Origin of the sequence: Brenneria rubrifaciens (assembly GCF_005484945.1) — a bacterium.
Classification (GTDB): Bacteria; Pseudomonadota; Gammaproteobacteria; order Enterobacterales; family Enterobacteriaceae; genus Brenneria; species Brenneria rubrifaciens.
Genome location: NZ_CP034035.1, coordinates 3,375,852 through 3,401,149 on the forward strand (window position 1 = coordinate 3,375,852; position 25,298 = coordinate 3,401,149).

Genomic DNA, 25,298 nt, shown 5'->3' on the forward strand with positions numbered 1-25,298 from the left:
TTTTTTCTGGTCAGATGACAAACGCTATGCTTTCTCACCTCCTGTAACCATAATTGGTTATGGAAATAACCGAGCTCCAGACACCTCTTAAGCTGTAAGGAAAATGGATGAAGACCCAAACATCATATGGCCTCAATTGGCTTCCGCTTGTCATCATTTTGGCTATCGCCAGCGTTCTTTGGCAATTTACTCCCCCCACAGGACTGAGCCAGGCCGCCTGGCATTCGACCCTCATTTTTGTTGCTACCATTGTTTGTATTGTTGCCAATGTTCTTCCCATTGGCGCCATCGGTATTATCAGCATAACGCTGTTTGCCCTGACATATGCGGCAGGTGATACCACCGCGACGGGCGCGATACAAACCGCACTCAGCGATCTGAACAGTTCACTGATCTGGCTGATCGTCGTGGCGTTTATGATCGCTCGCGGCTTTATCAAAACCGGCCTTGGTCGCCGTATCGCGTTACAAATGATCCGTCTGCTAGGTAAGCGTACGCTTGGCCTGGCGTACGGCCTGGCCTTTGCCGATTTGGTGCTGTCGCCGGCCATGCCAAGCAATACCGCACGCTGCGGCGGTATTATCTATCCTATCGCGGATTCGTTATCGCGCAGCTTTGATTCAAAACCAGATGACGCCTCACGCAGTAAAATCGGAACATTCCTGATCACCTGTATCGGTAACGTCAATGACGTTACCGCATCCATGTTCATGACCGCCTATACCGGTAACCTGCTGGCGGTAAAGCTGGCCGCGAACGCCGGAGTCACCATCACCTGGGGCAGTTGGTTCCTTGCCGCGCTGGTTCCTTGCCTGATCTCGTTAAGCGTTGTTCCCTTGTTTGTTTACTGGCTGACCAAACCGGAAATTCGACATACGCCCGACGCGCCCAAACTGGCGGTCAGCGAGCTGGAAAAAATGGGGCGCATGACCCGCGGTGAGTGGCTAATGGCTTTCACGGTTATCCTGTTGCTGGTTCTGTGGATTTTCGGCGAACATTTAGGGGTTGATGCGACCACCGCTTCTTTCGTGGGCCTGTCCTTCCTGCTGTTGACCGGTGTCCTCAGTTGGGAAGATGTGAAGAGTGAAAAAGGGGCATGGGATACGCTGATCTGGTTCGCCGCGTTGCTGATGATGGCGAATCAGTTGAAAAAACTGGGTTTTACCAGTTGGTTTGGCGACTTAATCGGTAACAGTATCGGCCACATGATGCAAGGCACAAGCTGGGTGCTGGTGCTGTTGCTGCTCAATGCCGCCTACTTTTATACCCACTATTTCTTTGCCAGCGGCAACGCGCAAATTGCCGCGCTGTTTGCCGTGTTCCTCGGCGTGGGGATTAACCTGAACATCCCAGCCGTCCCTATGGCATTCATGCTGGCTTTCACCAGTAGCCTGTACTGCTCGTTGACGCAGTATACGCATGCTCGCGGCCCGATCCTGTTTGGTGCCGGCTATGTCCCCACAGCCGTCTGGTGGCGGACGGGCTTCGTGATTAGCCTCGTCAATCAGGCGATTTTTATGGGCGCCGGTTTGCTGTGGTGGAAAGCGATTGGCTTGTATTAAAAAACCGGAGGCGCAATACGTGTAAAAAAAAATCAGGCCGGGATAACCTCTGGCCTGATGAGTTTTATCGATTTAAAAAAATGGCGTCAGAATGAATAAGACACGCTGCCTACAATGCTGCGCTCGGCGCCAAAGTAGCAGAACTCCAGTGAGTTACAGGCCGCAACGTAACGTTTATCCGTCAGGTTATTTACGTTAAGTTGCGCGCTCAATCCGTTCAAACCGACTTTCGACAGGTCATAACCTACCGCCATATCCACCAGCGTGTAAGAAGGCAGCCTGTAAGTATTGGCGCGATCGGTGGTTATCCCATTGACATAACGTACGCCCGTCCCGATAGTCAAACCGTCCAGCGGGCCGCTTTTCACGTCATAACTGGCCCAGGCGCTGGCCTGATTGCGGGGGGCGTAAACCGCGCGATTTCCCTGTTCGCTCGCATCATCGCTTTTCTTATAACGAATATCCGTATAGGTATACGCGGCTTGCAGTCGCAGATTGTCGGTAAGATAGCTAACGGCTTCCAGTTCCACTCCTTCGGATTCGATTTCACCCACGGAACGATACGGATCGGTCGGCTGATTCTTGGTTGCCACATTCCTCTGGTTGATGCGGAATACCGACATACTGTACTGGTTTTGCGAACCTTCCGGCTGATATTTCACCCCGGCTTCCCACTGTTTGCCTTCCATCGGTTCAAGCACCTTGCCATCCTCTCCAACAAAACTGGTCGGCGTGAAGGCGGTGGAATAGCTGACGTAAGGAGCAAAGCCAGAATCAAATAAATAGAGTAAGGCGGCACGTGAACTAAAATTATCCTTATCCAGTTCGCTGCGTGAACCCCCATTCTTACTGATATTGGTCACTTTCACCCGATCCTCGCGGCCGCCCAGCGTGAAACGCCAGCGATCCCAGCTCATCTGATCCTGTAGGTAGATGCCCGTTTGTTGCAGCTTATGTTTCTCAAGCGTTGAGGCATACATGGCCGTCGGCAAGGCGCCGTAAACGGGGTTGAATGCATCAATTCCAGGGAATTCGCCTGAAGGCCAGTCCACATCATTATGGCGTTGCTGATAGTCTATCCCCACCAGCAGACGGTGGTTCACCGCGCCCGTATCAAAGCTGCCATCAAGCTGGTTATCCAGCGTTAGCGCAGAAAGCGTCTCACGCGCACCGGAAAAATAGCGATTCAACGTGTTGCCCGTACTCCAGCCGTAGGCGTAAACCTGATCCAAATGAACTTTAGTTCGCAGGTAACGCAATTTCTGACGCACCGACCAGCCGTTATCAAAACCGTGCTCGAAGTTGTATCCCACCATATTTTGCTTACGGTCATATTTCTCGTTATCCTCTTCGCCTTCGAAGAAGTTGTTAGAGATTTTCAGACCGTTATGGGCAACCACCGTTCCTTCATACGGTAGACCTGAATGACTGCCGCCTTCCGGATCGCGATGTAGATAAGCCATCAGATCCAACCGGGTCTTATCGGAAATACGCCATGTCAGACTGGGGGCGATGGCATAACGCGCCTCTTTCAGCGGTCCGAACTGGGTATCTGCGTATCGCGTCATACCACTGAGGCGAAACGCCAGACGGTCGTCGTCATCCAATGGCCCGGTGACATCAAACGCCGCGCCGCGCTGTGCGTTATTTCCGGCGAACAGTTTGATCTGTCCGCTACGCTCAAACGAGGGTTGACGGGAATTCAACGCGACAATCCCGCCCGGGGAAGCACGCCCATACAGCACGGACGCCGGGCCTCTTACCACTTCAATGCTGTCCAGAAACCAGGGATCGACAACCAGAGAACTGTGGGAATTGGTATCCCCCATCATTTTCAGACCGTCGAGATAGACATTATCCAGACTGCCGTCAGAAAAACCGCGCAGCACCATATAGTCAAAGCGGTTGGACGCCCCGATCTGGTTGCTGAACACGCCGGGCGTATAGCTCACGGCTTGTCGTACGCTGATCGCGCCTTGCTCCTGAATCTGATCGCGCGTTACGATAGAAACCGCCTGCGGTGTTTCAATATCCGGCGTAGCCAGCTTGGTCGCACCGCTTTGTGTTTGCGAGGCAACCACGATCGTATCGTTTTTGGCAGAGGACGGCGAGGCCGTCTCCTCCTCCGCCATCGTCGATCCGCTAAAGCCGCCCGCTATAAACCCAACCACCAGCGCCAGCCGCGTTTTTCTGAACATGACAATCTCCGCAAGACATTTTGTTGTAAATAAGAATTATTACCGTTTTTGCGGACATCATGGCTATGCGCAATGACAGCTTACGTATGAGCAATGACAAAAGTGCTCAGCGCCGGGAACTTTTGAGAGAAAAGCCATCCAGAGAGAAGAACGAATCGTCCTCAGATAGGGAGTCGTACCACGCTCGGTGCGAAACCGTAGCGCCGCCGAAACGCGGTGGCGAAATTGGTGGCGTGCTGATAGCCGGACATCCAGGCTGCCTGCTGAACGCTGTAGCCCTGCTCCAGATAGCGGCGGGCCAGCTCCAGCCGGCAATCCCGCAGATAATCGAACACGGCGTGGCCATAAGTCTGGCGGAACTTGGTTCTCAGGCTACTGGGGCTCATGGCGGCGGTTTGCGCTAATTCCTGCAATGTGTAGGCTTTTTCCGGCTGTTGCTGTAATAACTGACGAACATGCTCCAGCCGGTTTTGTTCACCGGGAGACAGCAGGCAGCCGCGCTCCAGCGCCAGCGGCTCCGCTGACAGCCCATACCCCAGAAGCTGTAACATGACGCCTTCCAGCATAAACTGGCGCGATATACCGGACGCCTTACTTTCTAGCGCGTATTGCAGACCGGACAGGAGATGGCCCGGCACCTGCCACACAAATGCCGGGCTTTCTCCGCATTCCCATTCATGCAGCAAAGCGGAAATCAGCGGCTGGGGCCGGAAACTGGCAGGATTGATGCCGAGCGTTAACGTCTTGAGGTGTTCATCCGCCAGATGACTGGCATTCATCACCAGTTGCTCGCCGAGCCGGGTACTAAACGCCATCCCTGATTGTACGATAACCTCACGGTTATTCAGCCGAATCACCACTCGGCCTTCAAGAACAATCAACGTGTAAAGCGGAGAGCAGTGCAACGAGGTGGATTCATAGGGTTGCAAAACCTGCACGTTGGAATTCGTCAGACAAATGCCGGATGACAGCACCATCTCTTCAATGTTTCCCTGAACGACAGGACGTTTTTCTTTATAACGATCACAGCTCCCTGCCAGCGCGGGAAAATGGTAGCGAATCCCATAGCGTTCACCAAAATCAAAAAAATCCTCTATCGAAAATTGGCGTTTCAACATCGCGGGAGAGTGTGCGTTCATCATGTTTCGTATCAAACGTCAGGCCTGATCAATCTGGAGAAACCGTTACCAGAGAAATGAATAACAGGATCACCATATCATCAGCGCCTCCGAGCATCAATAAGAGTGATAACCATTCTCAAGCGAGACGCCGCCTCTGACGCCGGGCGCTCAAACGCAGCTGCCCTCTGTACCCGGACATCATCTGTCAGGCGCAGATTCAATCTGCGTCATACCCCAGATTTGGCGCCAACCAGCGCTCTATATCACTGATATTCATACCTTTACGTTTGGCGTAGTCCTCGATTTGATCGCGCTGTAGCTGAGCCACGGCAAAATACTTGCTGTCAGGATGGCTGAAGTACCAGCCGGATACCGATGCCCCCGGCCACATGGCATACGATTCCGTGAGTTTCATACCAGTATGTTTCTCAACATCTAACAACCGCCAGATCTGCGCTTTTTCGGTATGATCGGGGCAGGCCGGATAGCCGGGTGCCGGGCGGATGCCCTGATAGCTTTCGCGGATAAGCTCGTCGTTACCGAGGTTTTCATACGCCGCATAACCCCAATAGACTTTGCGCACCCATTCGTGCAGATACTCGGCAAACGCCTCCGCCAGTCGGTCTGACAGCGCTTTCACCATAATCTTATTATAATCATCATGCCGGGCCTCCCATTGGTCGGCCAGCACCCCCTCTTCCAGACCGCCCGTCACCGCGAATGCCCCAAGATAATCTGGCTTGCCGCTGGACTTTGGCGCGACAAAATCGGCCAGACAATAATTTGGGAAATCCGTTTTTTGCGTTTGCTGACGCAAGTGGTGGCTGACTAACCGGACCTCATTACGCCGCTCATCCGTATAGATCTCCACATCATCCCCCACCCGGTTGGCTGGGAACAGCCCGACCACACCACGAGGATTCAGCAAACCACCGGCGCAGAGATCGTCCAGCATGGTGTTAGCATCGGCAAACAAACGTTTCGCCTCTTCTCCCACCACCTCATCTTCCAGAATGCGCGGGTATTTCCCCGCCAGCGACCACGTCATGAAGAAGGGCGTCCAGTCAATATAATGACGCAGCGTTTCGATGCTGGCGGTGACCGCTTGTACCCCTAAACGATGAGCAACCGGCGGCGTATAGCTTTCCCAATGCAGTGCGGCAGCGTTGTCACGGGCGGCCTCTAGCGTAATCGGCGGCGTTCTGGGTTTCTTACGGGCGTGCTGAATACGCACCGTTTCGTATTCCTTGCGAGTCCGGGCCACGAAATTATCATACTGGGCAGCGGACAGCAGCGCGGAAACCACCCCCACCGTGCGGGAAGCATTCTGCACATAGACTGTCGGCCCGCTGTAGTTCTGCTCAATCTTCACCGCGGTGTGCGCTTTGGATGTCGTCGCGCCGCCAATCATCAGCGGCAGGGTAAAGCCCTGTCGTTCCATTTCTTTCGCCACGTTAACCATTTCATCCAGCGAAGGCGTGATCAGACCGGATAGACCAATGATATCCACCTTCTCTTCGCGCGCGGTCTTCAGGATCTTATCCGTCGGCACCATCACGCCAAGATCGATAATCTCGTAGTTATTACACTGCAATACCACGCCGACAATGTTCTTGCCGATATCGTGCACATCCCCTTTCACTGTCGCCAGCAGTACCTTGCCAGCGGTGCTGCCTTTGGCTTTACTGGCTTCAATGTAAGGTTCAAGATAAGCCACCGCCTGCTTCATGACGCGCGCAGATTTCACCACCTGCGGCAAAAACATTTTCCCGGCGCCAAACAAATCACCGACCACATTCATACCGTCCATCAAAGGGCCTTCGATCACTTCGATGGGGCGTGCCGCCTGCCGGCGGGCCTCTTCGGTATCCAGTTCGATAAACTCGGTAATACCTTTGACCAGGGAGTATTCCAGGCGTTTATTAACCTCCCAGCCCCGCCATTCAGCCTGCGGTTTATTGCTTTCGTCTCCTGCCTTGCTGCCACGATATTTCTCGGCCAGATCGAGCATACGTTCAGTGGCGTCATCGCGGCGGTTAAGGACCACATCCTCAACGGCGTCACGCAGTTCAGTCGGAAGATCGTCATAGATCGCCAACTGTCCCGCGTTCACGATCCCCATATCCATACCGTTGCGGATCGCATGGTAAAGGAAGACGGCGTGGATCGCCTCACGCACCAGATCGTTGCCGCGAAAGGAGAACGAGACGTTGGAAACCCCGCCGGAGATCATCGCATGGGGCAACTGGGCCTTGATATCCGCGCAGGCCTCGATGAAATCCACCGCATAGTTGTTGTGCTCTTCAATCCCGGTAGCGACGGCAAAAATATTCGGGTCGAAAATAATGTCTTCCGGCGGGAAACCCACCTCTTCGGTCAGAATCTGGTAGGCTCGACGGCAAATTTCAATTTTCCGGGCGCGGGTATCCGCCTGCCCGACCTCATCAAACGCCATCACCACCACGGCCGCGCCATAACGCCGGACCAGTTTGGCGTGGTGCATAAAAGCCTCAACCCCTTCCTTCATGGAAATCGAGTTGACGATACCTTTACCCTGAATACATTTCAGCCCCTGCTCGATGACGGCCCATTTCGAGGAGTCAATCATGATCGGCACGCGGGCGATATCGGGTTCACCGGCAATCAGGTTCAGAAAACGGATCATCGCGGCTTCGGCATCCAGCATGCCTTCATCCATGTTGATGTCGATGATTTGAGCGCCGCTTTCCACCTGCTGACGGGCGACATCCAGCGCTTCATTATATTTTTCTTCTTTAATCAGCCGTTTGAAGCGAGCAGAGCCCGTCACGTTGGTGCGTTCGCCCACATTGACAAACAACGTACCGGCGTCAATATTCAGCGGTTCAAGACCCGCAAGCCGGCAGGCAACCGGTATTTCCGGTAGTTTTCTTGGCGCGACGCCCTCGACAACCCTGGCGATGGCCGCAATGTGTTCCGGCGTTGAGCCACAGCAGCCGCCAACGATATTCAGGAAACCGGCGCGCGCCCATTCGCTGATATGCTTCGCCATATCAGCCGCATCCAGATCATACTCGCCAAACGCATTAGGCAATCCTGCGTTCGGATGCGCCGTCACATAGCATTCAGCGATGCGTGACAGTTCAGCAACATACTGCCGCAACTCATCCGGCCCCAACGCACAGTTCAGACCAAAAGAGAGCGGGCGGCAATGACGCAGTGAGTTGTAGAACGCCTCTGTGGTCTGACCGGACAAGGTTCGCCCGGACGCATCGGTGATGGTGCCGGAAATCATCACAGGTAGTTCGACCCCCAATGCGTCGAATTCGCTTTCAACCGCAAATATTGCGGCTTTGGCATTCAGGGTATCGAAGATGGTTTCGATCATGATCAAATCCACCCCGCCTTCGATCAGCGCGCGGGTTGATTCGCGGTAGGCATCCACCAGTTGATCAAAGCTGACATTACGAAAGGCGGGATCGTTCACATCCGGGGAGATCGACGCGGTTCGATTGGTCGGACCCAGCACGCCTGCGACATAACGCGGTTTATCCGGCGTCAGCGCGCTCCATTTGTCGGCACAGGCTCGGGCCAGTTTCGCCGCCGTCGTGTTAATCTCCGCCGACAACGACTGCATCGAATAATCCGCCATCGCGATCATCGTGGCATTGAAGGTATTGGTTTCGAGAATATCAGCGCCAGCTTTCAGGTAAGCATCATGGATTTCCGTAATCACCTGCGGTTTAGTTAATACCAGAAGATCGTTATTGCCTTTTAAGTCGCTCGGCCAGTCGGCAAAGCGCTCACCACGATAGTCTTCCTCTTGCAAGCGGTAGCTCTGGATCATGGTTCCCATACCGCCATCCAGCACCATAATGCGTTGCGCTAAGTGACGGCGCAATTCGTCCACCCGATTAATCACTTGAACCTCATACCCAGCCGATACACAGCTCGCCAATGCGAGCGCTTATTTATCCTAACATACGTTGCGAATCTGCTGACATGGTGTCACATGGTAATGTCCCCATTTTTAACGAAAGACATAAGTAGAATTTACGTATCACATGCTGCCTTGACGTATAGCCAAAAAGCATTCCCATAGTTCGAAGAAGCAGGCAAAAAACGCCCTAAAGAGCATGAGGAAGGAGTTATTCCAATGTTGGATTCATACGACGTAAATCATACGGAGTGATCTGGTAAACGTAATAGTTCAACCAATTCACAAATAACAGATGACCGTGGCTGCGCCAGGTCGCTTTTGGCGCAATATCAGGGTTGTTATCGGGAAAATAGTTCGCTGGCACATTTGGTTTCAAACCTGCCTCGCAATCACGGAAATATTCACCTGCCAGGGTATGCGCCTCATATTCAGGATGGCCGGTAACAAAAGCCAGACGTTTATCTTTGCTGGCGAACAGGTAGGCTCCTGTCTGCTCAGAATCCACCAGAATATCCAAATCGGTATGCTGACGAATGACCTCAGTTGGGAAGTCCGCATAACGGGAATGTGGTGCTAAAAAGGTTTCATCAAAGCCACGAGTCAGCAACGCGTGTGGCTGTAAGGTCTGATGCGAATATACACCTGACAGTTTTTCCTGACGGGTCATCTTGGGAATGCCATACAGAATATTCAATGCTGCCTGCACAGCCCAACACACAAACAATGTTGAAGTGACATGCTCTTTTGCCCACTTAATCACTCTCTCGATTTGTGGCCAATATACAACGTCACAAAAATCTATCAGCCCTAACGGCGCACCGGTAACAATCAAGCCGTCAAAATTTTCATCCTGAATATCATCAAAATTACAGTAGAAATTATCCAAATGCTCAGTTGGCGTATTCTTCGACTCACGACTATCTATGCGTAACAGTTGAATATCGATCTGTAATGGTGAATTCGATAGCAGCCGCAGAAATTGGTTTTCCGTTTCGATTTTCTTCGGCATCAGGTTCAGTACCAACACTTTCAAAGGACGAATTTCCTGCGTTTTGGCGCGCGATGAAGTCATCACAAAGACATTTTCATTGCGCAGAAAATTAACGGCTGGTAACTCGTCAGGAACCCGGATTGGCATAACCTTACATCCTCACTACATACGTTTATACGTTTAGACTTCTAGATGCCCGAAGATAGCGAGTTTTTATGCGAATGTCGAGTAGTCACTGACTAAGGTGAAAATGTTTCATCACTATTCAAATAAGTTTATGCACTTTTGATATATGTAGAAGATGAGTTATTGCAAAAAGGAAACAACAAGATGGAAATAATGATATTAATGAATAGGTTATATAAAGCTCGGGATTAAACTAACCGCATACCCTACAGAAAACTTTCAATGCAAAATGATGTACCAACTAGTGCTTTGGAGGCAGCTCATAACCGGCCCCAACGCAAAAAGCCCCATGCTTTCGCATGAGGCCTTCTGTTTTATTTGATGCCTGGCAGTTCCCTACTCTCACATGGGGAGACCCCACACTACCATCGGCGCTACGGCGTTTCACTGCTGAGTTCGGCATGGGGTCAGGTGGGACCACCGCGCTATCGCCGCCAGGCAAATTCTTTTCCGTCCCGACCGTCATGCGCCTTTCCTCTCGCACAACCACCAGAACCTATCACGGAACAAGCTGACTATCTCTTCTCTCTCAAAACACCTTCGGCGTTGTAAGGTTAAGCCTCTCGGGTCATTAGTACTGGTCAGCTCAACGTATCGCTACGCTTACACATCCAGCCTATCCACGTCGTCGTCTTCAACGGCCCTTATGGGGACCTAAAGTCCCAGGGAAGACTCATCTCGAGGCAAGTTTCCCGCTTAGATGCTTTCAGCGGTTATCTCTTCCGCACTTAGCTACCGGGCAATGCAATTGGCATCACAACCCGTACACCAGCGGTGCGTTCACTCCGGTCCTCTCGTACTAGGAGCAACCCCTCTCAGTCTTCCAACGCCCACGGCAGATAGGGACCGAACTGTCTCACGACGTTCTAAACCCAGCTCGCGTACCACTTTAAATGGCGAACAGCCATACCCTTGGGACCTACTTCAGCCCCAGGATGTGATGAGCCGACATCGAGGTGCCAAACACCGCCGTCGATATGAACTCTTGGGCGGTATCAGCCTGTTATCCCCGGAGTACCTTTTATCCGTTGAGCGATGGCCCTTCCATTCAGAACCACCGGATCACTAAGACCTGCTTTCGCACCTGCTCGAGCCGTCACTCTCGCAGTCAAGCCAGCTTATGCCTTTGCACTAACCTCCTGATGTCCGACCAGGATTAGCTGACCTTCGTGCTCCTCCGTTACGCTTTGGGAGGAGACCGCCCCAGTCAAACTACCCACCAGACACTGTCCGCGACCCCGCTCAGGGGCCCACGTTAGAACATCAAACATTAAAGGGTGGTATTTCAAGGTCGGCTCCACGCAGACTGGCGTCCGCATTTCGCAGCCTCCCACCTATCCTACACATCAAGGCTCAAGGTTCAGTGTCAAGCTATAGTAAAGGTTCACGGGGTCTTTCCGTCTTGCCGCGGGTACACTGCATCTTCACAGCGAGTTCAATTTCACTGAGTCTCGGGTGGAGACAGCCTGGCCATCATTACGCCATTCGTGCAGGTCGGAACTTACCCGACAAGGAATTTCGCTACCTTAGGACCGTTATAGTTACGGCCGCCGTTTACCGGGGCTTCGATCAAGAGCTTCGCCTTGCGGCTGACCCCATCAATTAACCTTCCGGCACCGGGCAGGCGTCACACCGTATACGTCCACTTTCGTGTTTGCACAGTGCTGTGTTTTTATTAAACAGTTGCAGCCAGCTGGTATCTGCGACTGGTCTCAGCTCCGTCCGCGAGGGACTTCACCAAATCCAGCGTGCCTTCTCCCGAAGTTACGGCACCATTTTGCCTAGTTCCTTCACCCGAGTTCTCTCAAGCGCCTGAGTATTCTCTACCTGACCACCTGTGTCGGTTTGGGGTACGATTGCGTGTTACCTGGTGCTTAGAGGCTTTTCCTGGAAGCGTAGCATCGGTTACTTCGCCACCTTGGTGGCTCGTCGTCACGCCTCAGTGTTAATGACGACCCGGATTTTCCAGGGTCATCCACCTTCACGCTTAAACCGGGACTACCGTCGCCCGGCCAACCTAGCTTTCTCCGTCCCCCCTTCGCAGTAACACCCAGTACAGGAATATTAACCTGTTTCCCATCGACTACGCTTTTCAGCCTCGCCTTAGGGGTCGACTCACCCTGCCCCGATTAACGTTGGACAGGAACCCTTGGTCTTCCGGCGAGCGGGTTTTTCACCCGCTTTATCGTTACTTATGTCAGCATTCGCACTTCTGATACCTCCAGCAGCCCTCGCAGGCCACCTTCGCAGGCTTACAGAACGCTCCCCTACCCAACAATATCGCTATTGCTGCCGCAGCTTCGGTGCATGGTTTAGCCCCGTTACATCTTCCGCGCAGGCCGACTCGACCAGTGAGCTATTACGCTTTCTTTAAATGATGGCTGCTTCTAAGCCAACATCCTGGCTGTCTGGGCCTTCCCACATCGTTTCCCACTTAACCATGACTTTGGGACCTTAGCTGGCGGTCTGGGTTGTTTCCCTCTTCACGACGGACGTTAGCACCCGCCGTGTGTCTCCCGTGATAACATTCTTCGGTATTCGCAGTTTGCATCGGGTTGGTAAGTCGGGATGACCCCCTAGCCGAAACAGTGCTCTACCCCCGAAGATGAATTCACGAGGCGCTACCTAAATAGCTTTCGGGGAGAACCAGCTATCTCCCGGTTTGATTGGCCTTTCACCCCCAGCCACAAGTCATCCGCTAATTTTTCAACATTAGTCGGTTCGGTCCTCCAGTTAGTGTTACCCAACCTTCAACCTGCCCATGGCTAGATCACCGGGTTTCGGGTCTATACCCTGCAACTTAACGCCCAGTTAAGACTCGGTTTCCCTGCGGCTCCCCTATTCGGTTAACCTTGCTACAGAATATAAGTCGCTGACCCATTATACAAAAGGTACGCAGTCACCCCCCATTAAGAGAGGCTCCCACTGCTTGTACGTACACGGTTTCAGGTTCTGTTTCACTCCCCTCGCCGGGGTTCTTTTCGCCTTTCCCTCACGGTACTGGTTCACTATCGGTCAGTCAGGAGTATTTAGCCTTGGAGGATGGTCCCCCCATCTTCAGACAGGATGTCTCGTGTCCCGCCCTACTCATCGAACTCACCGTCTGTGCCTTTTCGTGTACGGGGCTGTCACCCTTTGTTGCGCGACTTTCCAGACGCTTCCACTAAGGCACAAACTGATTCAGGTTCTGGGCTTCTCCCCGTTCGCTCGCCGCTACTGGGGGAATCTCGGTTGATTTCTTTTCCTCGGGGTACTGAGATGTTTCAGTTCCCCCGGTTCGCCTCGTTTGACTATGGATTCATCAAACGATGATGCACTAGTGCACCGGGTTTCCCCATTCGGGTATCGTCGGGTATTACGGCTCATATCGCCTTGCCGACGCTTATCGCAGATTAGCACGCCCTTCATCGCCTCTGACTGCCTAGGCATCCACCGTGTACGCTTAGTCGCTTAACCTCACAACCCGAAGGTGTCTTTGATTCTTCAAAGCCTCTTCGCGCCGTGATTATTGAGAGACTCTGATGCGACCGCCTTTTTATCGCTAAAGACTCATGCCGCCGCATCGTTTCAATTTTCAGCTTGTTCCAGATTGTTAAAGAGCAATATCGCAAACCCTGACTATCGCTAGTCAGTTTTAAGATAAAAGATAAGCATGAACACTTACTGAAGACCCCCGCTTTCACCGGAATGGTCGGATGCGCTGGCGTCCCCTAGGGGATTCGAACCCCTGTTACCGCCGTGAAAGGGCGGTGTCCTGGGCCTCTAGACGAAGGGGACACGACACCGTACTTTGTTGACGCTTTTGCTCGTTATTTTCATCAGACAATCTGTGTGAGCACTTCACTCAATCCGCTCTGCTGGTAAGGAGGTGATCCAACCGCAGGTTCCCCTACGGTTACCTTGTTACGACTTCACCCCAGTCATGAATCACAAAGTGGTAAGCGCCCCCCCGAAGGTTAAGCTACCTACTTCTTTTGCAACCCACTCCCATGGTGTGACGGGCGGTGTGTACAAGGCCCGGGAACGTATTCACCGTAGCATTCTGATCTACGATTACTAGCGATTCCGACTTCATGGAGTCGAGTTGCAGACTCCAATCCGGACTACGACGCACTTTATGAGGTCCGCTCACCCTCGCAGGCTCGCTTCTCTTTGTATGCGCCATTGTAGCACGTGTGTAGCCCTACTCGTAAGGGCCATGATGACTTGACGTCATCCCCACCTTCCTCCGGTTTATCACCGGCAGTCTCCTTTGAGTTCCCGACCGAATCGCTGGCAACAAAGGATAAGGGTTGCGCTCGTTGCGGGACTTAACCCAACATTTCACAACACGAGCTGACGACAGCCATGCAGCACCTGTCTCAGAGCTCCCTAAGGCACAACCTCATCTCTGAAGTCTTCTCTGGATGTCAAGAGTAGGTAAGGTTCTTCGCGTTGCATCGAATTAAACCACATGCTCCACCGCTTGTGCGGGCCCCCGTCAATTCATTTGAGTTTTAACCTTGCGGCCGTACTCCCCAGGCGGTCGACTTAACGCGTTAGCTCCGGAAGCCACGGTTCTGGACCACAGCCTCCAAGTCGACATCGTTTACGGCGTGGACTACCAGGGTATCTAATCCTGTTTGCTCCCCACGCTTTCGCACCTGAGCGTCAGTCTTCGTCCAGGGGGCCGCCTTCGCCACCGGTATTCCTCCAGATCTCTACGCATTTCACCGCTACACCTGGAATTCTACCCCCCTCTACGAGACTCCAGCCTGTCAGTTTTGAATGCAGTTCCCGGGTTAAGCCCGGGGATTTCACATCCAACTTAACAGACCGCCTGCGTGCGCTTTACGCCCAGTCATTCCGATTAACGCTTGCACCCTCCGTATTACCGCGGCTGCTGGCACGGAGTTAGCCGGTGCTTCTTCTGCGGGTAACGTCAATGAAAAAGTCTCTTAAACCTTTCCCCTTCCTCCCCGCTGAAAGTGCTTTACAACCCGAAGGCCTTCTTCACACACGCGGCATGGCTGCATCAGGGTTTCCCCCATTGTGCAATATTCCCCACTGCTGCCTCCCGTAGGAGTCTGGACCGTGTCTCAGTTCCAGTGTGGCTGGTCATCCTCTCAGACCAGCTAGGGATCGTCGCCTAGGTGGGCCATTACCCCGCCTACTAGCTAATCCCATCTGGGTTCATCCGATGGCGTGAGGCCCGAAGGTCCCCCACTTTGGTCTTGCGACGTCATGCGGTATTAGCCACCGTTTCCAGTGGTTATCCCCCTCCATCAGGCAGATCCCCAGACATTACTCACCCGTCCGCCGCTCGCCGGCAAAGTAGCAAGCTACTTCCCGCTGCCGCTCGACTTGCATGTGTTAGGCCTGCCGCCAGCGTTCAATCTGAGCCATGATCAAACTCTTCAATTTAAGAATGGTTTGATTCGCTAAGTAAATAGCTTTGCTCAAAGAATCAATAACTGTTTATTCGTAATGAATTTACTGTCAGTCACTCTTCAAGACTTGGTATATCTTTGAGATACGGTCTTGTGAGTGCCCACACAGATTGTCTGATTAAATTGTTAAAGAGCAGTGCCGCATTATCCTGCGGCGCGGGCCGCATAATCTACGCGGTTCCGCTGTAAAGTCAAGCGATTGATGCCTGACTTCCTATCTTCCCGATAACCGCGTTGCCGCTGTTCCCGGGTCAGTGGAGGCGCATTATAGGGACTTCACGGCGGCTTACAAGCGCTAAATGCAAAAAAATGATTGAGTGCGTTTTTTTTCATCAACCGGCTGATAAAGCCAGCGTTATGGGGCTTTTGGGGCCGCTAACTGCCCGAATGCCTGTGCGAATTGTGTTACCTGCTGCCAATCCGTGTATTCGATTTCCTTGCTGCTATCGGTTTCTCCGCCCGTCATCCGCATAATGAGCTGAATCATTACACGATCAAACCAGCGATAGCGTGGATAACGCAACGCCCCCGCAAACACACCGCATAAGTCCGGTTGCCAGGGCGAACTCAACAGAAATTTACGCGTATAAGCATTCGTCTGAATTGAACGCTTCTCCGGTTTACGGGCTGTAAGATTGACAGAGAAAAAAGCACTGGGCACGTGTTGTAGGAATGAAAGATTTTGGCGGATGAACTGATTAACCGCAGGATGAAACCGACCATATCGAACAGAAGCACCTATCAGAATGCGATCGTAATTAGTCAAATCAATATCATGAGCCCTGAGTAAATTAATGACATCACACTCCACCCTCCCTTTTAACGTGTTGGCAATATAAGAGGCTATCACTCTTGTTTGTCCATCTGTGCTCGAAAACAAAATTAACGCTTTCATTACGTTATTCCTTTACCGCTTTAATCACGCCAGAATGTCGGCGTAAACAAAACCAAAAGAGTAAATACCTCCAAACGTCCGAACAGCATCGTCAGGATCAAAATCCATTTCGCAGCATCGTTCATGGAGGTGAAGTTATCTGCGACCACGCCCAGGCCTGGCCCCAAATTATTTAACGTTGCCGCGACAGCTGCAAACGCAGAGAAATCATCAACGCCTGTAGCAATGACCGCCAACATACTAACAATGAAAACCAGCGCGTAGGCGGAGAAAAATCCCCATACGGCTTCCAGTATCCTTTCAGGCAGGGCTCGATGACCCAATTTTATCGTGTAAACCGCATTAGGATGCACCAGTCGTTTCAACTCACGCGAACCTTGCAGGAAAAGCAGTAGGATACGAATCACCTTCAATCCCCCGCCGGTAGATCCCGCGCAGCCGCCAATGAATGCGGAACATAATAGAAGAACAGGTAAAAACAAGGGCCATGAAGCAATACTATCGGTCATGAAACCGGCCGTCGTCGCCATGGAAACAACCTGAAAAAATGCCTGATTCAGCGTTTGCATACCGCTGGCATAGACATTGTGAAACCACAGTACAACAGTACATACCACGACAAGAGACATCTGGACGAAAATGAACATCCGAAATTCGGGGTCTCGCCAGTAAACCCGGAGGCTGCGCCCGCTCAATACGGCAAAGTGCAGACCAAAGTTACAGCCGGAAATCAACAAAAAGATGGCAATGATGGTATTAATCGTCGGGTTATTAAAATAGCCGATACTCGCGTCATGGGTAGAAAAACCGCCTACCGATACCGTGGAAAAGCTGTGACCAATCGCGTCAAAAACCGGCATACCGGCCAGCCATAGCGATAGGGCGCAAGCGAGGGTAAGCAACAAATAGATTAGCCATAGCGTTTTTGCAGTATCGGCAATCCTCGGACGCATCTTGTTGTCTTTCAACGGTCCCGGCATTTCTGCACGATAAAGCTGCATGCCACCAACGCCCAAGATAGGCAAAATGGCGACGGCCAGAACGATGATCCCCATACCGCCGAACCATTGCAGCATTTGCCGATAAAAGAGTATTGCCTTGGGCAGTGAATCCAGCCCCACCAGCGTGGTTGCCCCCGTCGTCGTCAGGCCGGAAAAAGACTCGAAAAAGGCATCCGTCACACCAAGATTCGGATGTTCTGCAAATAGAAAAGGCATCGCCCCGACACTGCCGAGCACGGTCCAGAACAGGACCACAATCAGGAATCCTTCACGGGATTTCAATTCATGCCGTTGCTTTCGATTAGGTAGCCAGAGTATGACCCCGATAGCCAGTGCGACAAAAAATGTCTGGGTGAAAGCCCGACCGGCGCCATCACGATAGATTAAGGCCACCAGTCCTGGGATAAACATTGTCCCGGAAAAAAGGATAACCAACAGGCCCACAATTCGAGTTATGGCACGCAAATGCATTGCAGAAAATTCCTTAGTGATTCATAAAACAGCGCTGAGATTACTGTGAAATTAGCAATTAATGCCACCAACCGCGGTTCAGACCGCGCAATCGCACCGCCATAGGCCATGGCCATCCCGCCAGTACCCGGTTGAACACCAACACAGTAATGGACGACGACTGCGGTAATCTCTTCGATACCGCTGCCCGATAGTTGCCCCGGCATGGTGATAAAACGACGTTTCTTGGTTTCGCACTGAAACTCACTGATCCAATGGGAACCGAATCGCACTACATCAGGCCAGATTCAGATCGCGGGTCATATTTTCAACACGCTTTTCATGGATGACGATATTATCCTCAATACGGATGCCGCCAAAAGGTTTTAAGGCATCAATTTTCTGCCAGTTGAAATGCTGGCTGAATGCACCAGAGCGCCAGGGCTCAAGCAGCGAATCAATAAAGTAAACACCGGGTTCGATAGTTAATACCATGCCAGGCTCAATCGTCCGGGTGCAGCGCAAATGAGGATGTTGGGAAGGCGCAGCTAAGTGAGTGCCGCGATCGTCCTGCATAAAGCCCGCTGCATCATGCACCTGTAACCCTAAGAGGTGCCCTAATCCATGCGGGAAGAAGGGGAAAGTCAGTCCGTTTTCCACGATCGCTTCTTCACTGACCCCTTGAATCAACTGATGTGATTTCAACAGATTCGCAATACGCTGGTGCATTTGCAGATGATAATCGGTATAGCATACGCCAGCCTGAACCGTATCGATCAGACCGATCTGCGCCTGATTCAGATCTTTCACCAGAGCGGCAAACGCATTATCACCCAGTGAAGAATACGTACGGGTCAGATCGGCCGCATAACCGTTATATTCAGCACCCGCATCAATCAGAAAACTACGAACCTCCGATGGAGCCTGGTGCTCCAAGCGGGTGTAATGCAGCACGGCGGCATGTTCATTCAGCGCGATGATATTGCTATAAGGCACATCGGTATCGCGATGACCGGTTGCCGTCAGGTAGGCCAAATTAATATCAAACTCGCTCATGCCGGACAAAAAAGCTTCATGCGCGGCACGGTGTCCCAGTACCGCCGTTTTCTGCGCTTCCCGCATGCAGGCCAGTTCATAGTCCGTTTTATAAGCACGATGATAATGCAGATAATCAAGCACGCCTTGAGGATTGATATTTTCCGCATGAATGCCCAGATCTATCGCACGCTGCGGGGTATAGCCAATATAGGCCACGCGTTGCCGCGAAGCCGGGAGTCGCTTCCCGATGTCGTCGGCATGACGCAAAACCGAAATCTCTACATCGTTGGTCCAGAAACTGTCCGGTACGGGTGCGACGTTGTGCCAGTAGTCGACCGGCGAATAAAACCACAGTTTTGGCGGATTAACACCATCTACCCAAAGCCAGCAATTGGGAACCTGCGTGACCGGAACCCAAGCTTTAAACTGTGGGTTGACCTTGAAAGGATAGTCGTGATCGTCCAGAAATACGCTCAAGAACTCACCGGAATGGATCAACAATGCATCAAGCTGATGACGTTCAAGAACGACCTGCGTGCGCTGCTGCAAAGTCGCCAAATGGTGGTGATATAAAAAAGCCAGCTTTTCCATGAATTTTCCTGTTCGTCACAACACAATCTTTCCATTTTAACACAGCCATGAATCAACGGCAGTGTCCGGTCCGATGTGATCCCAATAGCAAAAACTCAACCTATTGTTTGCAATAAATTAACACTATAGCCACAATTCAATCATCTGGTCGTACCAGATTGCTTACCTAAATTCGGAGATAAACATGCTTTATCAAGGGGAAACTCTCTACCTTAGCTGGGTTGAAGATGGCATTGCAGAGCTGGTGTTTGCCGCCACAGCTTCCGTCAATAAGTTGGATACCCGCACGGTTGCCAGCCTGGGTAAAGCGTTAGACGTTCTGGCGGCACAAAAATCGTTGCAGGGACTGTTATTACGTTCAGACAAACCTGCGTTTATTGTCGGCGCAGATATCACCGAGTTTCTCTCTTTGTTTGCCGCCCCGGTCGACAAACTTCATGAGTGGCTGAGCTTCGCGAACGGCATTTTCAACCGTCTGGAAGATTTGCCGGTGCCCACATTATCTGCCATTAAGGGCTATTCGCTCGGCGGCGGATGTGAATGTGCATTGGCCACCGATTTTCGCATTGCCGCCACAGATCTGCGCATCGGTTTGCCCGAAACCAGGCTGGGCATTATGCCGGGTTTTGGTGGTTCGGTACGTCTGCCACGTCTGTTGGGGGCTGACAGTGCGCTGGAAATTATCGCCGCAGGCAAAGAGATCGGCGCAGAGGAAGCGTTGAAGATAGGTCTGGTGCATGCGATTGTCGCAGAGGAAAAACTCAACGCGGCCGCGCTGAAAATATTGAAGCAGGCGATTGCTGGCGATCTGGATTGGCAGGCCTGTCGACGCCCCAAACTTGAAGCGTTGAAGCTAAGCAAAATTGAAGCGCGCATGAGTTTCGCCACAGCGAAAGCCACGGTGTTGCGGACCGCAGGAAAACATTACCCGGCACCGATGACGGCAGTAAAAACCATCGAATCCGCGGCATCCCTGCCACGCGATGCCGCGTTGCGGCTTGAAACGCAAAACTTTGTGCCGTTGGCTCGTTCAGATGCCGCCCGCGCGCTGATTGGTCTCTTCCTCAACGATCAGTATGTAAAAGAGAAAGCGAAAAAGCGCGTCGGCGAGTTGTCGCCACCGAAACAGACCGCCGTGCTGGGCGCGGGGATTATGGGCGGCGCGATTGCCTACCAATCCGCCTGCAAAGGCATCCCGATTCGCATGAAGGATATCAACGAGAAACCACTCTCCCTTGGCATGAACAAAGCGGCGAAACTACTGAATAAACAACTGGAAGGCGGCAAGCTGGACGGTATGAAAATGGCGCGGGTACTCGCCAATATTCATCCAACGTTGGACTATGCCGGTTTTGAACGCATTGACATCGTCGTTGAAGCGGTGGTTGAAAACCCGGAAGTGAAGGCCAGCGTACTGGCTGAAACCGAATCTCAGGTAGGCCTGCATACTGTGCTGACTTCCAACACGTCGACGATTCCCATTGCACAGTTGGCAGCGTCATTAAAGCGGCCACAGAACTTTTGCGGCATGCATTTCTTTAACCCGGTTCACCGCATGCCGCTGGTGGAAATTATTCGCGGCCCGCAAACAGATGAAAAAACCCTCTCCCGCGTGGTGGCCTACGCCGGCAAAATGGGGAAAACCCCCATTGTCGTCAACGACTGCGCTGGCTTCTTTGTCAACCGCGTGCTGTTTCCCTACATTGCCGCCTTCAGTTTGCTGATACGCGACGGTGCGGATTTCCGTGAAATTGACAACGTTATGGAGAAGCAATTTGGCTGGCCGATGGGCCCGGCCTACCTGCTGGATGTAATCGGCATTGATACCGCTCACCACGCACAGGCCGTGATGTCGCAAGGGTTCCCGCAGCGCATGGCCAAAAATTATCGGGACGCTGTCGACGTGCTGTTCGACAATCAGCGGTTTGGCCAGAAAAACGGGCAGGGCTTCTATCGCTATCAAACCGACAATAAAGGAAAACTGCGTAAAGAACAGGATGAAAGCGTCGAAGCGCTGCTGACCGCGATCGGCCAGCCAGGAAAGCCTCTCAGCACGGAAGAGATTATCGCCCGGATGATGATCCCGATGATTAACGAGGTGGCGCGCTGTCTGGAAGAAGGCATTGTCGACAGTCCGGCGGAAGCCGATATAGCGCTGGTGTATGGGCTGGGTTTCCCGCCATTCCACGGCGGAGCATGCCGCTATCTGGATACGCTCGGCAGCGCGCGTTATCTGGAAATGGCGCAGCGGCTGTCATCACTGGGGCCGCTTTATCAGGTTCCCGACGGCCTGAAACTAAAAGCAAGAAGTAATGAAAGTTATTACCCATTGGTCGCACCACACGCGGATATTTTTCAGGGCAACCGGCATGAAGGGAGAAAATATGGAAAACGCAGTGATTGTTGATGCCGTGCGCACCCCCATGGGCCGTTCCAAAAGAGGCGCATTCCGACAAGTGCGGGCCGAAGACTTGTCCGCCCACCTGATGCGCAGCCTGCTTAGCCGGAACCCGGCGCTTGAAGCCACCAGCATTGATGATATCTATTGGGGATGTGTGCAGCAAACGCTGGAGCAGGGTTTCAATATTGCCCGCAATGCCGCATTGCTGGCAGAAATTCCGGCGAGCGTTCCTGCCGCGACCGTGAACCGGCTATGCGGTTCATCCATGCAGGCGCTGCATGATGCGGCCCGCGCCATCATGGTCGGCGATGCCCATGTCTGTTTGATTGGCGGTGTTGAACATATGGGACACGTTCCCATGAGTCACGGTATGGATTTTCATCCCGGTCTCAGCCGAACCGTAGCTAAAGCCGCAGTCAGGATGGGATTGACCGCAGAAATGCTGGCGCATATGCACAGTATCAGCCGGGAAATGCAGGATCAGTTTGCCGCCCGCTCCCATCAAAGGGCGGATAGCGCGACGAAATCGGGCGCTTTTCACAATGAAATCGTGCCAACCGCCGGTCATGACGCAGAGGGTGTTTTACAGCGCTTCGATTATGACGATGTCATCCGCCCAGAAACCAGCATTGCCAGTCTGACCGTGTTAAAACCCGCCTTTGACCCCGTCAACGGCACGGTGACAGCGGGCAATTCGTCGGCCCTTTCCGATGGCGCTTCAGCCATGTTGATCATGAGCGAATCACGCGCAGCTTCATTGAGCTTAACGGTGCGCGCACGAATTCGGGCAATGGCCGTCGTTGGTTGCGATCCTTCCATCATGGGATACGGCCCTGTACCCGCCACCAGGCTGGCGTTGAAACGCGCCGGGCTCAGCCTGTCCGACATTGGCCTCTTTGAACTTAATGAAGCCTTCGCCGCGCAAATCCTGCCCTGTATTAAAGATCTGGGGCTGTTGGAACAACTGGATGAGAAAGTCAACCTTAACGGCGGCGCCATTGCGCTCGGTCACCCACTGGGCTGCTCAGGCGCCCGGATATCGACTACGCTAATCAACCTCATGGAACGTCGCGATATCCAGTTTGGTGTGGCAACCCTGTGCATTGGATTAGGACAAGGCATTGCTACGGTTTTTGAGCGAACTTGAGTTAGCCTACAACTTTTCCCTGTGGGAAATCCCACTGATGTTAGCGGGATTTTATCCCTACAGATCAGGATAATCGTTTCAAATAAACGAAAAAGCATCGCTGAACATGTGTGCTGCAAGCGCACCGCGTTCATTACAGAAACGTTCCCGCGCAATTTTCGCCATCTCAAAGCGGCCAGCAATATAAATATCCTGATCGGCTAATGAACCGTAATCCTGTAATACCGCGCTTAGCACCGTCCCGGTTCGGCCATTCCAGCCATCTTCGGGCTGTTCGACTACGGGAATCACCTGTAGGTTGGGATATTGGGTCGTCAGCTTTTCCAGTTCGGCAAGGTCATAAAGGTGCTTGCTTTCCCTGCCGCCCCAGTAGATGGAAATACAGCGTTCAGGCTGCTGTGCCAGCGCGGTAAGCAGAATAGAGCGGGCATAGGAAAAGCCGGTTCCGCCAGCAATCAGGACTAACGGACGCTGGCTATCTTCGCGCAACCAGGCTTCACCATGGGGAATATCCACCGTCAGCGTTTTCTCTTTAAGGATGCGCTCCATCACCGCCATTGCGTAAAGATTAAGCTCTGACGCACCAATGTGCAGCTCGATGAAACTCCGCTCCATCGGCGTGGATGCCAACGAGAAAGGACGTTTATCGCGATCGTCCATCACAACCATCAGATACTGACCCGCACGAAAAGAAAAAGGCGCCCCGGGTAACAAGCGAACGCGATAAACCGTATCGGTTATGGCCTCTACCGAAGTCACTTTACAGCTCAATGTTGTCATGCATTCCCTCTGTAGGGTCATAAAAGCAAAACGGAGAACAGAGCAACAGCCACTTAACGCCGGGGTTCTCTGCCGCTAAAAATGTCAAGCTCATCCCATATGGCATCAACGCGGGCACACACCTGCGGATCTTTCTTGATCGGGCGTCCCCACTCGCGCTGCGTTTCGCCCGGCCATTTATTGGTGGCGTCCAGTCCCATTTTGGAACCCAAACCGGAAACCGGCGAGGCAAAATCCAAGTAGTCTATCGGTGTATTTTCCACTAATACGGTATCGCGCGCCGGGTCCATACGCGTTGTGATCGCCCAGATCACATCTTTCCAGTCACGGGCGTTAATGTCATCGTCACAGACGATGACAAACTTCGTGTACATAAACTGCCGCAAAAAAGACCAAACGCCCATCATCACGCGTTTCGCATGACCGGCGTACTGTTTCTTCATGGTAACGACCGCCAGACGATAAGAGCAACCCTCAGGCGGTAAATAAAAATCGACAATTTCAGGAAACTGCTTTTGCAAAATGGGAACAAAGACTTCATTTAACGCCACGCCCAATACAGCGGGCTCATCAGGCGGGCGACCGGTATACGTGGAGTGATAAATCGCACCATGTCGCTGGGTAATATGCGTCACCGTGAACACGGGAAAATTATCGACCTCATTATAATAGCCGGTGTGATCGCCGTACGGTCCTTCCGGCGCCATCTCACCTGCTTCAATATAGCCTTCCAGCACAATTTCCGCACTGGCCGGCACTTCTAGATCGTTAGACAGACATTTCACGACTTCGGTTTTATGACCGCGCAGCAAACCGGCAAAGGCGTACTCGGACAAGGTATCCGGCACAGGGGTCACCGCGCCCAAAATGGTGGCCGGGTCAGCCCCCAACGCGACGGAAACAGGGAAACGCTGGCCGGGATTTTCCTGACGCCATTCCTGAAAATCCAACGCGCCGCCGCGATGCGACAACCACCGCATAATCAATTTGTTTTTTCCCAACATCTGCTGCCGGTAAATGCCCAGATTCTGGCGCTCTTTATTCGGCCCCCGAGTCACGGTCAGTCCCCAGGTGATGAGCGGCGCCGCATCTTCCAGCCAGCATTGCATGACGGGTATCCGCCGCAAATCGACGTCATCACCTTGCCAAACCTGTTCCTGGCACGGCGCGGACGATAGCCGTTTGGTCGGCATATTCAACACCTGTCGGAATTTCGGCATTTTATCCACCAGATCGCGAAATCCCTTCGGTGGCTCAGGCTCTTTCAAAAATGCCAGCAGTTTCCCGACCTCCCGCAAGGCACTGACGTCCTCCTGCCCCATCCCAAGCGCGACGCGCTTCGGCGTGCCAAATAAATTACACAGCACGGGCATGTCGTAGCCCTTCGGATTTTCAAACAACAACGCCGGGCCCTCCGCACGCAGGGTCCGGTCGGCAATCTCCGTCATTTCAAGATAGGGATCAATGGGCTGGCTAATGCGTTTCAATTCCCCCCTCTCTTCCAGCAGCGAGAGGAATTCGCGTAAGTCACGGTATTTCATGCTGATCGTCGGGGCAGTTTATTAAGGCGACCATTATAAAGTCTCTTC

12 protein-coding genes, 1 tRNA gene and 3 rRNA genes are annotated in these 25,298 nt (G+C 52.6%); 3 read left to right on the plus strand and 13 right to left on the minus strand.

The features are described 5' to 3' along the window. Nucleotides 1-107: 107 nt before the first annotated feature. The gene (locus EH207_RS15060; protein WP_137714734.1) at nucleotides 108-1,562 is read left to right on the plus strand and encodes a DASS family sodium-coupled anion symporter; all 1,455 of its coding nucleotides are present in this window, start codon (nucleotides 108-110) and stop codon (nucleotides 1,560-1,562) included. Nucleotides 1,563-1,648: 86 nt separating this feature from the next. Here the strand turns inward: EH207_RS15060 and foxA are convergent, their stop codons facing one another. The 11 genes from foxA to pepQ all read right to left on the minus strand — a co-directional run bounded on the left by foxA (nucleotide 1,649) and on the right by pepQ (nucleotide 19,381). After that, on the minus strand, nucleotides 1,649-3,760 hold the full coding sequence (gene foxA / locus EH207_RS15065) for a ferrioxamine B receptor FoxA (protein ID WP_137714735.1): 2,112 nt from the start codon (nucleotides 3,758-3,760) through the stop codon (nucleotides 1,649-1,651). A 161-nt stretch (nucleotides 3,761-3,921) separates the two neighbouring features. Continuing rightward, nucleotides 3,922-4,878 (minus strand): helix-turn-helix transcriptional regulator, encoded by a 957-nt coding sequence (locus EH207_RS15070; RefSeq protein WP_137715377.1) that lies wholly within the window; start codon nucleotides 4,876-4,878, stop codon nucleotides 3,922-3,924. A 220-nt stretch (nucleotides 4,879-5,098) separates the two neighbouring features. After that, nucleotides 5,099-8,782 (minus strand): methionine synthase, encoded by a 3,684-nt coding sequence (gene metH / locus EH207_RS15075; protein WP_137714736.1) that lies wholly within the window; start codon nucleotides 8,780-8,782, stop codon nucleotides 5,099-5,101. A 226-nt stretch (nucleotides 8,783-9,008) separates the two neighbouring features. After that, complete coding sequence (metA, locus tag EH207_RS15080; RefSeq protein ID WP_137714737.1) at nucleotides 9,009-9,938, minus strand: homoserine O-acetyltransferase MetA; 930 nt, start codon at nucleotides 9,936-9,938, stop codon at nucleotides 9,009-9,011. 362 nt (nucleotides 9,939-10,300) lie between these two features. Further along, nucleotides 10,301-10,416 (minus strand): 5S ribosomal RNA (gene rrf, locus EH207_RS15085). A gap of 111 nt (nucleotides 10,417-10,527) precedes the next feature. Next, nucleotides 10,528-13,433 (minus strand): 23S ribosomal RNA (locus tag EH207_RS15090). Nucleotides 13,434-13,678: 245 nt separating this feature from the next. Then, nucleotides 13,679-13,754: transfer RNA gene (locus tag EH207_RS15095), tRNA-Glu, on the minus strand. Nucleotides 13,755-13,838: 84 nt separating this feature from the next. Beyond that, nucleotides 13,839-15,380: ribosomal RNA gene (locus EH207_RS15100) — 16S ribosomal RNA — on the minus strand. The 16S, 23S and 5S rRNA genes sit together here with 1 tRNA gene alongside, the layout of an rRNA operon. Nucleotides 15,381-15,761: 381 nt before the next feature. Next, entirely contained in the window at nucleotides 15,762-16,301 is a 540-nt protein-coding gene (hemG, locus tag EH207_RS15105; protein WP_137714738.1) for a menaquinone-dependent protoporphyrinogen IX dehydrogenase, read from the minus strand. Nucleotides 16,302-16,321: 20 nt separating this feature from the next. Then, a complete protein-coding gene (gene trkH / locus EH207_RS15110) occupies nucleotides 16,322-17,773 on the minus strand; it encodes a Trk system potassium transporter TrkH (RefSeq protein WP_137714739.1) in 1,452 nt (483 codons plus the stop codon). 276 nt (nucleotides 17,774-18,049) lie between these two features. Further along, nucleotides 18,050-19,381, minus strand: coding sequence for a Xaa-Pro dipeptidase (pepQ, locus tag EH207_RS15115; protein ID WP_137714740.1), 1,332 nt, complete (start codon nucleotides 19,379-19,381; stop codon nucleotides 18,050-18,052). A gap of 184 nt (nucleotides 19,382-19,565) precedes the next feature. Between pepQ and fadB the strand changes: the two genes are divergently transcribed. Beyond that, a complete protein-coding gene (gene fadB, locus EH207_RS15125; RefSeq protein WP_137714741.1) occupies nucleotides 19,566-21,788 on the plus strand; it encodes a fatty acid oxidation complex subunit alpha FadB in 2,223 nt (740 codons plus the stop codon). After that, nucleotides 21,766-22,929, plus strand: coding sequence for an acetyl-CoA C-acyltransferase FadA (gene fadA, locus EH207_RS15130; protein WP_137714742.1), 1,164 nt, complete (start codon nucleotides 21,766-21,768; stop codon nucleotides 22,927-22,929). The genes fadB and fadA overlap by 23 nt, the downstream gene beginning before the upstream one ends. Nucleotides 22,930-23,007: 78 nt before the next feature. On the opposite strand, the gene fre is transcribed toward fadA, so the two are convergent. Beyond that, nucleotides 23,008-23,709: an NAD(P)H-flavin reductase gene (gene fre / locus EH207_RS15135; RefSeq protein WP_137714743.1), complete on the minus strand. Its 702-nt coding sequence runs from the start codon at nucleotides 23,707-23,709 to the stop codon at nucleotides 23,008-23,010. A 53-nt stretch (nucleotides 23,710-23,762) separates the two neighbouring features. After that, complete coding sequence (gene ubiD, locus EH207_RS15140) at nucleotides 23,763-25,250, minus strand: 4-hydroxy-3-polyprenylbenzoate decarboxylase (protein ID WP_137714744.1); 1,488 nt, start codon at nucleotides 25,248-25,250, stop codon at nucleotides 23,763-23,765. Nucleotides 25,251-25,298: the final 48 nt, after the last annotated feature.